10 protein-coding genes and 1 pseudogene are annotated in these 15,327 nt (G+C 66.5%); 4 read left to right on the top strand and 7 right to left on the bottom strand.

What is annotated here, in order from left to right; genetic code table 11:
- Nucleotides 1-83 precede the first annotated feature (83 nt).
- The 3 genes from C8E97_RS13705 to C8E97_RS34495 all read right to left on the bottom strand — a co-directional run bounded on the left by C8E97_RS13705 (nucleotide 84) and on the right by C8E97_RS34495 (nucleotide 3,339).
- Nucleotides 84-1,733 (bottom strand): TIGR04141 family sporadically distributed protein, encoded by a 1,650-nt coding sequence (locus tag C8E97_RS13705; RefSeq protein WP_121005480.1) that lies wholly within the window; start codon nucleotides 1,731-1,733, stop codon nucleotides 84-86.
- A gap of 849 nt (nucleotides 1,734-2,582) precedes the next feature.
- Nucleotides 2,583-2,801, bottom strand: a complete 219-nt coding sequence (locus C8E97_RS13700; protein ID WP_121005477.1) for a hypothetical protein — start codon at nucleotides 2,799-2,801, stop codon at nucleotides 2,583-2,585.
- 367 nt (nucleotides 2,802-3,168) lie between these two features.
- Nucleotides 3,169-3,339 carry a hypothetical protein gene (locus tag C8E97_RS34495; protein WP_170211813.1) on the bottom strand — a complete coding sequence of 57 codons (171 nt, stop codon included), beginning with the start codon at nucleotides 3,337-3,339 and terminating at the stop codon, nucleotides 3,169-3,171.
- A 525-nt stretch (nucleotides 3,340-3,864) separates the two neighbouring features.
- Here C8E97_RS34495 and C8E97_RS13695 point away from each other — a divergent pair.
- Complete coding sequence (locus C8E97_RS13695) at nucleotides 3,865-4,581, top strand: pentapeptide repeat-containing protein (protein ID WP_121005474.1); 717 nt, start codon at nucleotides 3,865-3,867, stop codon at nucleotides 4,579-4,581.
- A gap of 99 nt (nucleotides 4,582-4,680) precedes the next feature.
- Here C8E97_RS13695 and C8E97_RS35985 read toward each other — a convergent pair whose 3' ends face one another.
- The 3 genes and pseudogenes from C8E97_RS35985 to C8E97_RS13685 all read right to left on the bottom strand — a co-directional run bounded on the left by C8E97_RS35985 (nucleotide 4,681) and on the right by C8E97_RS13685 (nucleotide 9,397).
- Nucleotides 4,681-5,310, bottom strand: a complete 630-nt coding sequence (locus C8E97_RS35985; protein ID WP_170211811.1) for a transposase — start codon at nucleotides 5,308-5,310, stop codon at nucleotides 4,681-4,683.
- Nucleotides 5,253-5,513: pseudogene (locus tag C8E97_RS36800) on the bottom strand (transposase); the annotation flags it as partial. The pseudogene C8E97_RS36800 and the gene C8E97_RS35985, both read right to left, overlap by 58 nt.
- Before the next feature lie 1,817 nt (nucleotides 5,514-7,330).
- On the bottom strand, nucleotides 7,331-9,397 hold the full coding sequence (locus C8E97_RS13685; protein WP_170211809.1) for a tetratricopeptide repeat protein: 2,067 nt from the start codon (nucleotides 9,395-9,397) through the stop codon (nucleotides 7,331-7,333).
- Between the two features lie 878 nt (nucleotides 9,398-10,275).
- Here C8E97_RS13685 and C8E97_RS35980 point away from each other — a divergent pair.
- The 3 genes from C8E97_RS35980 to C8E97_RS13670 are packed head-to-tail and all read left to right on the top strand — an operon-like array spanning nucleotide 10,276 to nucleotide 13,436.
- A complete protein-coding gene (locus tag C8E97_RS35980) occupies nucleotides 10,276-10,431 on the top strand; it encodes a hypothetical protein (protein ID WP_246018878.1) in 156 nt (51 codons plus the stop codon).
- Complete coding sequence (locus tag C8E97_RS13675) at nucleotides 10,424-11,038, top strand: DUF6879 family protein (protein WP_121005462.1); 615 nt, start codon at nucleotides 10,424-10,426, stop codon at nucleotides 11,036-11,038. Before C8E97_RS35980 ends, C8E97_RS13675 begins: the two co-directional genes overlap by 8 nt.
- A gap of 1 nt (nucleotide 11,039) precedes the next feature.
- The gene (locus tag C8E97_RS13670) at nucleotides 11,040-13,436 is read left to right on the top strand and encodes an ATP-binding protein (protein ID WP_246018877.1); all 2,397 of its coding nucleotides are present in this window, start codon (nucleotides 11,040-11,042) and stop codon (nucleotides 13,434-13,436) included.
- Nucleotides 13,437-13,867: 431 nt separating this feature from the next.
- Here C8E97_RS13670 and C8E97_RS13665 read toward each other — a convergent pair.
- Nucleotides 13,868-14,631 (bottom strand): IS5 family transposase gene (locus C8E97_RS13665; protein WP_425470666.1). Its coding sequence is split into 2 segments (ribosomal slippage): nucleotides 13,868-14,334 and nucleotides 14,334-14,631, totalling 765 coding nucleotides; the frame shifts between segments, so codons are not numbered across the junction.
- Between the last annotated feature and the right edge of the window lie 696 nt (nucleotides 14,632-15,327).

The following is a 15,327-nucleotide window of genomic DNA, read 5'->3' as shown; positions in this document are numbered from 1 at the left end:
TGCCAGCGCCGTGGAGTGTGCAGCGACCGCCTGAGCCAGCCGGTGCACCACCGCGTGCCCCGGTGGTGCACAGCCTGATCGGGTCACGCGGCGAGTGTGCTCCGCTTCCTCTTGGCCACATAGGGAATGTCGGCGAACTCCAGACGGAGGCCGAGGCGGCGCATCCGTTGGTCCAGTCGCAACAGGGACAGTTGCGACAAGCTGAACAGGCGGTCGACGTTCCACGGGCGACCGGCTGCGGCCAACACCACGGTGGTGGGTCCGTCCGACTTCACCAGTGTCGGGTCGGCTACCGCGACGCGCCGGTTGAACTCGACCAGCGCTTCCGGCTCGAACCGCAGGGACTCCGCCGAGACCTGCGCCTGAGTAAGCAGGTGGCTCGCGGCCGGGGCCCCGCCGAGCCACTTCACGTGCACGATCTCACCCGACGGGCCCACCAGGTCGCACAGCTCGAACTTCTTGTGCAGTGGCGTGGTGGCCAGGTCGCGGTCCAGGACGATGCCGCCCAGCTGCGACGCCGCCTGCCGGCAGTACAGGTGCTCGTCGTTCTGCTTCCCGGTGGGGGTCCACAGCGGGAAGGACAGCGCGCTGCGCCTGCTCAGCAATCCCCCTACCTGGTTGTGGAGCTGCTCGACGAAGCCCTCGCCGATCCGCACCCACCCGCCGTGGTGGTAGCAGTACCGGACGCTGTCGATCGTGGTTTCGAAGCTCACCCACTTGCGGAGCGGAGTCGCGGCCGCGAGCGCTTCCACACCCGCGTCGTCCGCGCACGGCGTCACCCGGACGCGGGCGATCTCGGCGACGCGTTCCTCGACCGGAACGGCGGTGAGCAGCCCCAGGACGTCGCCGATCTCCAGCGGGGCGGCGAACAACGCTCCACCACCGCCGGACACGGCGAACGAGTAGGCGTCATCGGCGGCCCGCACGACGTTCGCCGGCCACGCCACGTCCAGCGGGCCGAAGCGGTCGTCACCGCCCAATGCTTCGGCCAGCCGCTGCTCCAACTCGGAGTACCGGGGGTGACCGGGCTTGACCGCGCGGATCTGACCGATGAACTGGAGCGGGCTGTCATCGTCGGCCCGGTCGACGATCTCGCCGATCACCGCCAGGTCGCGGAGAAGATCCCTCGGGTCGCGTGCCAACGGCACGGTCAGCGAGGTTGACGTCTTGATCCGGCAGGGCTTCGCGTTGTCACGGTCGTAGGTGAGCCCGGACAGGTCTGCCAGACCACCCACCCTGTTGACCAACTCACCGAACCGCTCCAGGTCGAAGCCGCCGATGTCGCTCCCGCCCGGGAACGAGGTCTCGACGTGCCGGGCGGTGGCGTCCAGCGCCGTTCGGGCGAGCGTGCCCAAGCGGTCGGGGTCCAGGCGACGGATCCCGAACATCAGACCGAAACCCTGTTCCATCATCTGGTCGTCCAGCAGGTGGTGACCGGAGCCGCACGCGATGGCGTAGGTCCACGGCGGCATCGGCACGAGCAGGACCGCGAACGGCAAGGCACTCGGCAGGTCGACGGCGACGTCGGTGATCGACTGGATGAACGGTGCCCACTCAGGCTGGTCGGAGCCGAAGCGGCCGGTCACCAGGCGACCGGTCACCTCTCCGATGCGGACTTCGCGATTCTCGTGGATGTCGTGCTGAGTCAGGGAGACGAGGTAGTCGACCAGGTCCAGGCCACCCTCGAAGCGGTAGAGGGTCTTGGGCGTGGTCGTAGAGCGCGGTCGAGGCAAGGTGGGTGTCCTTAGCGCACAGCGGCACTGCGCTCACCACGAGGACGGCGCAGGCCGAGAAGCAGGTATCGGAAGCCGTCGGCTGCGGATTGTCCGGAGTCGACGGGGAGTCCAAGCAGGAACGAGCCTGTTTGGACAGTCGGGGTCGACAGCCAGTTGACGTGGCTGTACAGGATGGTGGCGGATGACTGGATCGGTTGAGCCGGGCAGGCCCAACCGATCCAGTGATCTACGACTGAATTCCGCGTTCCTGTGGCGCTTTCAGACGGCCTGGACTTAGAATCACAGGCGTTCCTCCTGACGATCTTCTGGTGGCGAGCCAGTCCGGTTGGGATGGGGACGACATCACGCGGCTCCCTGTTGGCGCAGGGGGCCGTGTTTTCATGTGGAGACCATGTTAAGTCGTGACAGGGACAGTTTCACGCGCCGACACCTCCTTGGGGTTCGATGAACCTGGAAGCAAGCGCCGGGCGGCCGTCACCCAACGGTGAACGGTCAACGCCCGTCGGTCGAGCCGATACACCGTTTCCACACAGTCCGTCAGAGGTACCGTCATAAGTTGGCCCCAACGTGTCCCGATCGTCACCGGAGGATACACCCTGGTTGCACGGAGTGTGTGCGCGGACAGACGGGTTGCGTCTCCACCTGGGCCCCGAAGCAGTGGCCGGCTCCCCATCCCACGCGCCGCCTCGGCGCCCTGCCCACGACGCTCACGCCCCAAGCGGGGCACCTTCCGACTCGTGGAACCCCTCGTCGGCTCACCCTCCTCCACGCTATTGACCGCCTCTGCTCGCTGTTCCGCGGGACCAAGCGACACAGGCACGTCTCCCTCGACGGGGTGTCGTGCGGTCATCCCGCGAACAACTCCCGGCCGGCGGGGTGCCTGTGGTCGGTGTGGAGAAGCTCGGCGAGGTCGTCCAGCAGCAGTGACACCGCAGGGGCGGCCTGCTGGGGGGGCCACGCCGTTGCCCAGTGCCGCGGCAGCTGCGCGGTGCGGGGCAGCGGGAGGTCGGTGACCCACCCGCCGGGCAGGCCCATGAGGTGTTCGACGAAGGCGGACGCGAGCACCGGGCGGCCGTGATTGCCAGGCTGGGTCGGGTGCGATGCCGAGCGGCCGAGCACCGTTTCCCAGCGGCGGATCGCCGTCTGTAGACACCCCAGTCCACCGGCTCAGATGACGGCTGAACGGGCGACTCGCCAGCCGAACCGCCGGTTGGGCCGGGCGCCGTTACGAGGTGGCGGTTTCTGCCAGGGGGTCGGCGACCCAGGCGACCCGGCTCCACCGAGCGCGGTCAGCACACCGAGGCATAGGCCTCCGTAGCCAGCGCACAGCGACCCCACGACCGGACCGGCCTCGGCGCTTGAGGGCCCTTGCTTAGGCCCCGGCGTCGTCACCGGGGCCTGGGCGAGGGTGAGCGGGATGAACGGTGGCAGGTCATGCCGCCCGGGTTCGGTCGGCACGGTCGTCACCGAGATGGCCGGCGGACCGTGTCGAACGGAACTGCCCGAGGCCGATCGCGCTCGCCGAGGTCGCACCCGCGGTCTTGTGCAGGGCGGTGCGGAAGAGGAGGACGTCCTCGTGGAAGCAGATGATGCCGTCGTCCACTACCGACCCAGGGCCTGGGAACCCGTCAGTTCGGTGCTTCTGCGCTAACTTTCCGTCGTGACCATGCCACGTTCAGCTCACAACGTACACCCATGTAGACCTCGTCACCGGTTCGCCGCTCGCGATCGTCGCACTGGCCTACGCATGACGGCGAAGCGTAAGCCCAGCGCGTTCGTACGCCTGTTCAAGTGGCCCGGCTGAGCGAGGACACCCAGTGTTGTCGGCGTTGCCGCAGTCCTCATCGGACTGTTTTTCACCAGCCGAACACTCGTCGCCACCGAAAAGCAGTCGAAGGCAACAGAGGACCAGGTCCGCCTTGCCGAGGACGGACAACGCAACGACCGCTTCAGCAAGGCGATCGAACAGCTGGGGTCGGACAAGATTGATCTTCGCCTGGGCGGCATTCACGCCCTCGTGGCATTGGGTGAAGAATCTACGGAACACCGGTCGACCGTCGCGGCGATACTGATCGAGTCGGTCAATACCCGCGCCCCTGTGGCACCGTGCCCGGCTGGTCACATAAAGATGAGTGCGGACGTCCAAGCCGCCATCCGGATATCGACGCGTACTCCTTGGATCAGGACAACGCTGTCCGGTGGGAACGCTGTGATCGACTTGCCCAGTGCGTGCATAGCCGGCATCAGCCTCCACGACGCACCGCTCGACCACGCTCGGTTCACAGGCGCCGATCTACGGGAGGCAAACTTCCAGAATGCCACCGGCATATATGCGTTGTTCGGCGGGGCGAACCTCTTCGGATCGTACTTCACGGACGCCGACCTCGAAGACGCCGATTTCTCGGACGCCGATCTGTCCACTTCCGTCGCCTATAAGGCGGACCTGGAGGACGCCAACTTCAGTAGAGCCACGCTCCGCAAAATACGCCTGTCGGGAGCCACCCTGAAGTTCGCCCGCTTCGGGGCCGCGGTCCTCCACGAGGCTGAACTGAGCGACACCGTACTGAACGGCGCCTGGATGAACGGCGCCCAACTCCGCCGGGCCTCGATGAAGCACGCGGACCTGTCGGATGCCAACCTGGAAGCTGCCGATCTCACGGAAGCCGACCTTCAATCTGCGGACTTGAGGCACGCGAATCTCTCCGGAGCCAAGCTGGTAGGAGCCAATCTCAAGGGCGTCCACCTGGGAAAGACTCGGTTGACCAATGCCGATCTGACAGGCACCGGCCTCACCAGGGACGACCTCGTGGGTGCCGAGATAACAGGTGCGGTCGGAATTCTGTAGTACCGCACGACATACGCCTCGCAGTGCAACATAAGCAAGCTCGACCGCAGGCTCCACAAAGTGGGCCATCGGCAGTTACTTAAGTGCCTGTTGCTGAACTCATCGGGTGAGGTGCAGGCTCATCAACCGGATCGCTGCCCAGTGAATGAATGCGGTGTGGTGGATCAGGTGGCGTTCGTGGTCGCGGGCGCAACGACGGTGTCGGGTGATCCAGGCCAGGGTTCGCTCGACCACCCGCCGCCGTCGGAGGACGGTGAATCCTGTTGCGGCGTCGGGACGTTGGACGATCTCGACGATGACGCCGTGTTGCTCTTGGGCGGTGATGGTGAAGGCGCCGGTGTAGGCGCCGTCGGCCCAGAGGTGGCTCAGGCGCGGGCTTGCGCTGTGGGCGCGGCGCAACAGGTGGACGGCCGCGACGCGGTCCTGTCGTGAGGCCGGTGTGACGGGGACGGCGAGGAGAAGGCCGAGGGTGTCGACAGCGATGTGGCGTTTGCGGCCGTTGACCTTCTTGGCGTGGTCCCAGCCGCGGGACTCGCGCCCGACGGTTCCGCGGCGCGGATGGACTGGGAGTCGATCACGGCGGCCGACGGCGCGGCGGTCCGTCCTGCGGCCAGGCGGACGCGGTCGCGCAGCGCGCGGGTGAGGTTGTCGATGTCGAGGGCCCAGGCGGCGAAGCGGCGGTAGACGGTCGACCAGAGCGGGAAGTCGGCAGCAGGCAGCGCCCTCCACTTGACGCCGTTGTCGAGCACGTAGAGGACCGCGTCCACCACCTGGCGACGGCAGTGGGCCTCCGGCCGCCCGCCGCGCCCGGCCGACCACGGAGGGTCCGGAAGCAGCCGGTCGATCAGCTCCCACTGCCTGTCGGGGTACCCTCCGGCAGGTGCCGACAAAGGGTAGCGCTTGTTACTCCGAACGGCGGCAAGACGCTCCATCCGAAAGTCATCGCCGCTGCCGACCGAGGTGAAAGTCGGCCGTTCAGGAGGTACGGCGGCAACGACTGGGACGCACGTGGGCCGAAAGCAGTCAGCCTCGTGCCGGCGGGCGCGCCGAACACAACAGCCACAGCCATGAGGATGATCAACATTTTCTTCGGCTCCACGCCACCAGCAGGCGGCCGATACGCCCCTGGCCGAGAGCTGCAGCCGACCAACTGATCGTCCCTGCCTGTTGGCGGGAGCGAACCCCATCTGCGCCGGCTCCAAGGCGCGTACACCGTGTGGATCATAACCCGGCCTTCCCGTCGCCCCTCGGCCTCCGTCCATTGCAGTCTCACCGGCATGTGCCGACATCGATCCCACCGCAGCCTCAAAACCTGGGAGTCGCCCGAACCGCCCCGGCCGGCGACTCTGACGCACAGTCCACGAAGTTGAATGAAAACGGCTACCGCGCGCGTAAACTTGCACGTCAGCAAGTGTCTTCCCCGCGCGAGCAGGGGTAGTCCGGCCACGCAGTCCCCCACCCACGACACCATCCAGTCTTCCCCGCGCGAGCGGGGTGGTCCGTCGTTGCCGAGGCCGGTCACCTTCCACACGCCGTCTTCCCCGCGCGAGCGGAGGTGGTCCGTCGAGCACCACGGTGTTGGTGTCGGGGTAGTTGTCTTCCCCGCGCGAGCGGGGGTGGTCCCGACCGGGGGCTCCCCGGCGTCCAGCGCGGCCTGTCTGTCCCGCGCGAGCGGCGGCGGCCCTACCCCGCCAATACGGTGACCGCCGAGATCAAGTCCTCCCCACGCGAGCGGGGGTGGTCTGGCCGCTCACCGACAGGGTGCGCGAGTCGCTACCTTCCCCGCGTCAGCGGGGGTTTCGGCCGCGCCACCGCGACGTCGGCGGCCGAGGCTTTCCCGCCCGAGCGGGGGTGGTCCGCGCCACCTGCACACCCCTGAAGGCGGCAGCATGTCCCCCCACTCGAGTAAGGCTAGGCCGCACCAAGGCAATAACTACCTGCGATTTTTTAGTTGACACTGAAGTCTTCGAGTTCAATGTACCTGCCATCCGCATCGGCGGGCCGCAGTGCGCGGCGAGGACGCGGAGATCTGTCATGCAGTAGGCCGAGAATGATTCGTCCATGCTCGAGCAAGCAGACGATTTAGCCATGCTGAAGTCGGTTCGATTGGTGCCGCCGTCCCCGACTACGCCAACCACCACTCGAAGCGCGTGAAACGCAGGAGGGCAAGTCGACGGAAGTGATCAAAGAGTCTTCTTGGGTCGATCTTTGACGGTCTTGACACTTGGCCCATTGGCGGACTTGTTAACCGAGGAACGTCTCGCTCGTTCAGCGGATCGTTCGCGGACTCGCATAGCACGAACTTTCATAGTCCTTGGGTTGATGTCGGCGCGGTCCGTCACACCGGTTCCGGGCTCGGCGACTTCAACGTGCCCACTCACACTCTGCTGGTTCGCGACCGCGTGGAGAGCCTTCGCCAGCCAGCGATAGGCCCTTTTCTGGGTTCCCCGCCCCTCCGATCCCAGCGGCGCCGTCGACGCTTCAGGCACGTTCCAGCGTTCCCTATACGCGGCGATGTGCCCTATGAGCCGGCGCCACCGTTCCCGGTCAGCAGGATTGTCGGGCAGTGGGGCGAGATGATCGACCATCGCGGGCGCGTGGTCACGACTATCCGGCTCAGTTGATCGATGCGGTCGCTGATGTGTTGCGCTTTGTCGTGCAGCCAAGCGTGCAGTTCTGCGTGTTCCGGATGCTGTTCGAGAAGGGCCCGCCCGACTCCGGGCGGCGACCAGGCGCCTGGGTCTGGCTGTCATGGTTCCCTCGGGCTCGGCTCATCTGAAATGTGGCTAAGAAGAGCGATGACTGCGTTGCTCGTGGGGTGATGCGGACCAAGTGCTCGTCGGCAGTCGACGAGGATCGACTTGCAGATCAGGATCGCACGACCCGTGTCACCGACTATCCAGCACGCATGGGCAAGGTCGCATGAGGAGCCGAGCGTGTCCGGGTGCACGTCACCCAGCACACGCCTGCGACTCTCGAGGACCCTCTCGTAGAGGGAGACCGCCCGTCGCAACTCTCCGGACTCTCCGCACGCGAGGGCAAGGTGGCGCCGGAGGTCCACTGTGTCCGGATGGTCGCGCCCGAGGTCCCGCTCGCGTTCCACTAGGGCGCTTTCGTAAAGCGGGATCGCCTTGCTGTAGTCACCGTATGAGCAGCACGCGTGACCGAAGTCAATTTTCAGCGCAACTACGGTGGGATGGCCGTCTGTCCGCCTCCCCTCCAGGCTCGCCAGGGCGATTCCATAGAGCGGTACCGCTCTGACGGGGTCTCCAGATGACCTGTAGGTGCGTGCGAGGTCGTTCAGGGGGTCGAGTGCCGCAGAGTGATCAAATCCGAACTGCCGTACACGGCTCGTGAGGACAGCTTCATAGAGGAGGATCGCTCGATCCAGAGCCCCGGAAGACTCAAGGGCACGAGCAAGTTCGTGCCGCGAGGTCACGGTGTCCGGGTGGCCACGGCCGAGCACCCGTTGGCGGCTCGCGAGAGTGATCTCACCGTGGTGGATGGCGTTCGCCGAGTCGCCCGAGAGACGATACGCGTGAGCCAGGTCGTGCAGGGAATCGAGTGTGTCCGGGTGATCGCGTCCCACAATGCGTTCGCGACCTCGGTGCGCACGGGCGAGATATCCGATGGCGGCTGTTGGGTCACCGTTGTCCTTGAGATGGGTGCCCAGTTCGTTGAGCAGTCGACAGGTAGCTGCGGTTTCGGTATCCGATGCGATCCGGTCGATCAAGGTCCGGGCGTGCAACAGCGCTGCCTGCACGAGGGCGGCAGCCGAGGGCTTGTCTCGATCGCCCTGGTGGAGTGCCCTCACTATGGCATCAGCAGCGAAGTCACGGCTGATGGCGATGTCGCCGGACCGCCGGTGAGGGCCGGTGGGCTCCGGAGTGCGTGCGGCAGCCTGGACCAGAGGGTGAACCGATATCGCGGTCTCGGCCAGGCCGATCATGCTCCAGGTGGCCAATCGACTCAACGCGTCGCAGATCTCGAGTTCGTCCCCCAGGCTGTCGAGGAACGACCTCGGGATTCCCGAGGGTGCGAACCATGCCAGCACCCGCAGCACCATCCCCGCCAATGGGCTGGCGACCACACTGTCGAGCGCTACACGCCAGACTTGCGCAAGGGTGCGCTGGGTGTCGCCACCCTTGCTGCGGGCGGCCAACATCCTGGAGGGCTGCTCCCGCAGTAACTCGAGGTACCGGCTGGGAGTCACCGCAGCGCTGGCGAGGAAGGACGCTGCTTGTTCGATGGCCAGAGGCAGGTTGCCGAGCTCCCGGCAGAGGAGGTCCGCATCCGTGAGATCGGCGTGTGGTCGAGCGCAACGTGCGACCTTGGTGAGCAGTTCGACGGCTTGATCCCGAGGCAGCTCGTCCAGACGCAGCGTTCGAGCACTGCCCCATCCCGTCGCTCTGCGCGAGGTGATCACAACAGTCCCGGTCCACAACCACTCCAACAGCATGACCGCGTCGCCTGGGTTCGCGAGATCGTCCAGGACGAGCATCCAGCCATCGTGGGATGCGAGCCATGTGATCGCAGACTCGCTCTGCTGCTCGATCGACCGGTCGGCGACCTGTGGATCGAGGAACACCCCCAGCACCGCCAACCCGGCTGTGAACGCGGCAGGCGAATCGGCGCAAATCCACCACACCAAGGAAAATTGCTCCGCACGCAAGTGCGCGAAGCGGTTGGCAAGCGCGCTCTTGCCCACCCCACCCAAGCCGTGGATCACGACTACTACCGTCCGACGGCTCGGCTTGGCCACGGACGCTTCCAGCTGGGACAACTCGACATCACGTCCGACGAACAGGTCGAGCACTCCGGGCAGTCTTCCCCGCCGCGACACGGCCGGCGCCGGACCAAGCGGGGACGACGGCTGGCTCGGGATCACGTGGACGTGAACCGTGATGTCCCTACCGGCCTGAAGGACGGCCGCCCCGTCAGACGCACGGGCGACGACTGATGACCCGTCTTCGGCCTCGTCAACCACCTGAACCGACCAGCAACCCTTCTTCTGTCGAGGTCAGCTCGATGGCTGAACATCGACACCACAGCGTGACTCGAAGTAGACCGCAACGCAGGATTGCGGTCGACCGCCCGGATCACCGAAAGTGGGTTGATCGGTCCGACTGCATCGACACGATGCGTGGAGGGGCCGCCTCGCCCTGCAAGCACCATTCGTACCCCTGCTTGGCGAGGACAAGGCGACCGGCTCAGCCGAGACGTGTCGTTGGCGCACGCCGCACATGCCAGGAAGTCGTCACCCTGGTGGGCCGTACGTGTTCCAGTGCACTGCTGCCACCCACGAGCGATGCAAGCCCGGGCACAAGGCCGAGCCATTGAACCCGTACTATTGCGGCTCCCGTAGACCATAAGGTTTCGTGATGACAACGCCACCGCAACCGATGGTGGCCGTTGCTCTCTAAGGAAGTGGCCAGTCGGACTCTCGGTGGTGTGATCGCGACGCGGACTGTGACGATTCCTCGCGACTTAGCCATACCCCGCCGCTCGACCGGTTACTATCCGCCACTTGGTGGACGTGTCGCACGGTTCCCCGTGGTAGCTTCGTCTCATCCTGCCAGGACTCGGGGGCGAGTTATGGGTCAGTCATGGGTAGCGAATCCGAATTCTGATTTTGTGCGCCGACTCGGCGACAATGAATCCCCTCCTTATGAGACATGTCCCGATGTGTGGGAGATGGACAACGGGGACTTCGTCGTGATCGGTTCGGACCTGACCGACGAGTACCGGGCGCGGCTGCCCGAGGGGGTCAGCATCGCCTCGCACGAGCGGCTGGTGGTGGTCCCGCGGCGGAGACTGCTGTCCGCGAAGACCCACCTGCCCGATGAGTGAGTACTTCGACGACACCCGTAGCGTGCTGCTGGATCTCGAGCAGTACAGCGCGGACTTCCGCACCCGCCGCCGGGACCCGAACGGAACGCGCGAGGCGTGGAAGATCGAGCGCCGCCAGTACTTCAGCGATCCGGACGACCCGCCGTGGGTGGCCTTCTCCGAGGGACGGTGGGACGACTCGATCCGGCTCATCGAGGAGAACCGACCTCTGTATCGGCGGTACTACGAGCAGGTCCGCGATGAGGGGGTGACGCTGTACCGTGTGCGGGTCGTCGAGGAGCCGGTGCAGCTCTACGTGCGCTGGGAACTGCACTACCTCCGGCTCTCCGCCGACGCGGGCGAAAAAATACGCGTCGTGAAAGCCGCCGATATTCACGAGTACGAGGACAACGGACCATTGCCCGAGATCATCGCCACCGGCGCGAACACGGTGTACCGGGTCCTTTATTCCGACGACGGACAACCAACCGGGGCGCGGCGGATCATCGACTCGGAATCGTTCCGGCGGTGCGTGGATCTGTGCAAGGAGATGTACGCGGCAGGCGAGGATCTCGACGCGTACTTCGAACGCGAGATCGCGCCTCTCGATCCACCTCGGCCGGGGTAGCGTGACAGACCGGGACGACCGGCACCATCGCTCGTCCGACCACGGCATCCGTTCCGAGGTGTCGGGTTCGGCGGACGAGGTCGTCCAGGCGCGGGACGTCCACGGAGGCGTCCACTTCCACGCATCCAGACCGCACGACCAGTGGACGGTGCACCCGCGCCAGTTGCCGGCCGACGTCCGCGGCTTCGTGAACCGGCTCGCCGAACTCGAACGCCTCGACAAGATCCTCCTCGGCGACGCGAAGCAGCCCTCCACCATCAGGCTCGCGGTCATCACCGGCACCGCCGGCGTCGGCAAGACCTCGCTCGCGGTGCACTGGGCACACCGCGTCCGCGCCAACTTCCCCGACGGCCAGCTCTACGTGAACATGCGCGGTTACGATCCCGGCCCACCGGTCGAGCCGTCGCAAGCCCTGGAGCACTTCCTCCGCGCACTCGACGTCCCACGCGGCGCGATCCCGGTAGACCTGGAAGCCAAAGCCTCCCTGTTCCGGTCCCTGCTCGCGGACCGGAAGGTCCTGGTCCTGCTGGACAACGTCGCCACCGCAGCCCAAGCCCGACCGCTGCTGCCGGGCACCGCGGAGTGCCTGACCCTGGTGACCAGCCGCAGCCGCCTGTCCAGCCTGATGTTCCGCGACGGTGCACATCGGCTGACCTTGGACATGCTGACGGAACCCGAAGCGGTGACCCTCCTGCAGGAGGTCACCACCGACTACCGCTCCGGCGACGAACCTGACCAGATGGCGGAGCTGGCCCGGCTGTGCGGACGACTCCCACTGGCGCTGCGAATCGCGGCCGAGCGAGCCGCTCGCGAACCAATGGTGCCGCTGGACGCGCTCGCCCAGGACTTGCGGGACGAGTCCGGCCTGTGGCAGGCGCTGGCCGGCGACGACGACAGCGACGCCGTCCGCAGCGTCTTCGCATGGTCCTACCGCGCACTCACCGGCGAATCGGCGCGGTTCTTCCGTCTGCTGGCACTGCACCCGGGAAGCACCTTCAGCGTCCCGGCAGCCGCCGCACTCACCGGCACCACGACGGCCGGCGCACGCCGCACGCTCGACACCCTGGCCGGCACCCACATGCTCGAACCGGCCGGGCCGGGCAGATATCAATTCCACGACTTGCTGAGGTTCTACGCGCACGACCAGGCCCGCGACGAGGAAACCGACCAGGACCGGGCCTCGGCACTGCGCCGCGTCGTGACCTGGTACCTCCACGGTGCCGACGCACTCAAAGCCACACTCAACCCGCTGGCGCCTCGCGTCGAACTCGAACCCGACGACACCCTCAGCGTGCCGTATCCAACCTTCGCCACTGTGGCCGACGCCAACGACTGGTACCTGGCCGAACGCCCCAACCTCCTGGCCGCGACACAAGCCGCCGCCAATGGCACCTTCCACGACCACGCCTGGCGACTTGCGGCGATCCTGCACCACGTCTACCGCATCCTCGGCCCCATCGACGACTGGCGCATCACCACCGAAGTCGGACTCCGCGCCGCCCGCCACGCCGGCAACCGCAACGCGGAAGCCGAACTACTGGAAAGCATGGCCACCGTCTGCGTGCAGACACACCAGCTCGACGACGGCGCGCGCTATTTCGACCTGTGCCTCGCGGCCTGCCGCGAGACCCACGACCGCCTGGGCGAGGCCGCCGCCCTCAACGGCCTGGGCCACCTCAACCTCCGCCGCCGACACCTGACCGAAGCCCGGCAGCTGTTCGACCAGTGCCTGGCCATCGCCCGCGAGCTGGACAGCGACCTGTGGCAGGCGGTCGCCCGCGGCAACCTCGGTGTGACCGCGTACCAGATGGGCGACAACACCACCGCGATCGAACTCGCGCGGCAGAACCTGGCGTTCCACCGCGCCGTCGGCAACCCCCTCGGTCAGGGCGACGCGCTGCACGCGCTCGCCCGCTCCTACCGCGAGCTCGGCAGGCACTCGGAGGCCCTACAGTCCATCGACGAGGCGATGCAGATCGCCACCGCCAACGCCAACCTCACCTGGGAGGCGTACTGGTCGATCGAGCAGGGCCACATCCAGCGCGAGTCCGGCCGCATCCCCGACGCGCTGGCTTCCTACCACCGCGCCGTCGTGCTGCACCAACGACACGGTGATCGAAGCCGCGAGGCACAGGCGCTCGACGGCACGGGACTCGCCTACCGGGACCTGGGACGGTTCAAGGAAGCGGCCGACTTCCACCGCATCGCAGCCACCATCCACCAAGACCTCGCCGACCACTGGCACACGGCACTGTCGCTGGCCGGCCTCGCTGTCGTCCTCGACCAGCTCGACGAGCCGAGCAAAGCCCGCCAGCACCGTGACAAGGCCTTGGCAGCCATAGCCGACTTCACCGATCCACGGGCCGCGGCACTACGTCGGCAGCTGAGCGGTCGATGACAGATGGATCCCAGTCAGGCTTCCCAGCCCTCTGGCTCCCCGCAGGCGGGAGTTCGAACTGCTGCTCTACCCCTTGACAAGAGCCGGACGCGGAAGTGCGCTCGGAACGAGCGAGGATTCGTCCGTTGCTCGTCCCGACGCCGCACCACAGGTGCACCGAGCCAGCACCTGAACGCCATGAAGGTCTGATGCGTCCAGTACCAAATGGTCGAACGCCTGTTGTGTTCCGTTGCGGTTAGATGCTGGTTTGTGGAGCAGGAGTGCATACGCTACATTACCGCGCATGATCAATCAGACACGCTCCGTCAACGCGAGGGGACGGAGCTGTCGGTCCCGATGGCACGGGGTGTTCCAGCCTGGTGAGTTCCGTAGCGGATCGAATGCCGATCAGGCGTCTTCCCCGCGCAAGCGGGGGTGAACCTACTAAGTGATCAGTTCAGAATGAGTTTTCGTAGGCAGATGATCGAGCAGACCAGGCTGAGCATGGCCTGGTGGACGTCGGCGCGGCGTTCGGTGCGGATGCGGAGTCGGCGGAAGCCTTTGATCCAGGCGAAGGTGCGTTCGACCGGCCAGCGGACCGTGCCCAGCCCAGAGCCGTGGTCGACGCCGCGGCGGGCGACGAGCGGGGTGATGCCGCGGGCGCGGACCAGGCGGCGGTACTTGTCGTGGTCGTAGCCGCGATCGGCGTAGACCCGCCTCGGGCGTCGCCTGGGTTTGCCCACCACGCCCCGAATCGGCGGCACGGCGTCGAGCAGCGGGATCAGTTGGGTGACGTCGTTGCGGTTGCCGCCGGTCAACGTGACGGCGAGCGGGATGCCGGTGGCGTCGGTGACCAGGTGATGTTTCGAGCCGGGCTTGCGTCGGTCGACCGGGCTCGGCCCGGTGTGGTCCCCCCTTTGAGGGCACGCAGGTGGGTGGAGTCGACCAGGGCGGCGGACAGGTCGAGCAGCCCGGCACCGCGCAGCTCGGCGAGCAGCCGTTCGTGCAGTTCCTGCCAGACGCCGGCCTCGTGCCACTCGGTCAACCGCCGCCAACAGGTCGCCCCGGAGGCGCCGAACAGCGCGGTGGGCAGCCGGTTCCACCCGATCCCGGTGCGCACCGCGTACAGGATGCCCTCCAGTGCCGCCCGGTCGTCGGCACGCCTGCGGCCCGGGTAACGAAAACGCCTGGGGCGCACCGGGATCAACGGCTCCATCCGGGCCCACAGCTCGTCGGTCAGAACCTCCTCACGCACACCACGATCTTGGAACGCCCTGCGCCACAAGCAAAGCCAACACGCCGACTCATTCTGAACTGATCACTAAGACACCCCGCCCGCCTCCCGGCTCGGAGGCGGGCGGGGCACTTCGGGGCGCAACCCGAAGGACTCCCTACTAGTGAGCCCAGGAAGGAAGTGCCTAGATGATAGGCGGAACTCCACCGAGCAGCGAGGCCGGTCCCGGCCGCATGGCCGTCCCGAGCGCTCTGCTCGTTGCCACGTTGGGCGTATTGCCCCTAGGAGGACTCGTCGCCGTCGCTGCCAGTCTGGTGGCAGCAAGTCTGCTCGTGGCGGTAGCGGGTTGGTCGGCACTGACGGTCGGCGCGTCCGTGGCTGTCGGGGTGCTGGCATACGTCGCAGTGATGTACCTCGTGATCACGCGCCTCTACCGACGCATCAAGTAGCGGTTCGTGTCCCTGCCCAGCTGTTCGGGCAGGCACACGGAAGGTACTCGCACAACCGGTCGGGGTGAGGCGCCAAACGGGAGAAGTGGTCGCCATAGAGCGACCACTCCTCCTTGCATACGCAGAATTGCGGATGACGGCGAGGTTACTCCATTCGAGGGTTTCCGGGCTTGGCGTGCTGGATCTGTCGGTGGGCAGGGCTAGATTGCTGACGCATTTTCGTTGCGGA

This window comes from Saccharothrix australiensis, assembly GCF_003634935.1.
GTDB lineage: Bacteria > Actinomycetota > Actinomycetes > Mycobacteriales > Pseudonocardiaceae > Actinosynnema > Actinosynnema australiense.
Note: the sequence above shows the minus strand (reverse complement) of the source record. Positions and strands in the feature narration are given on the sequence as shown.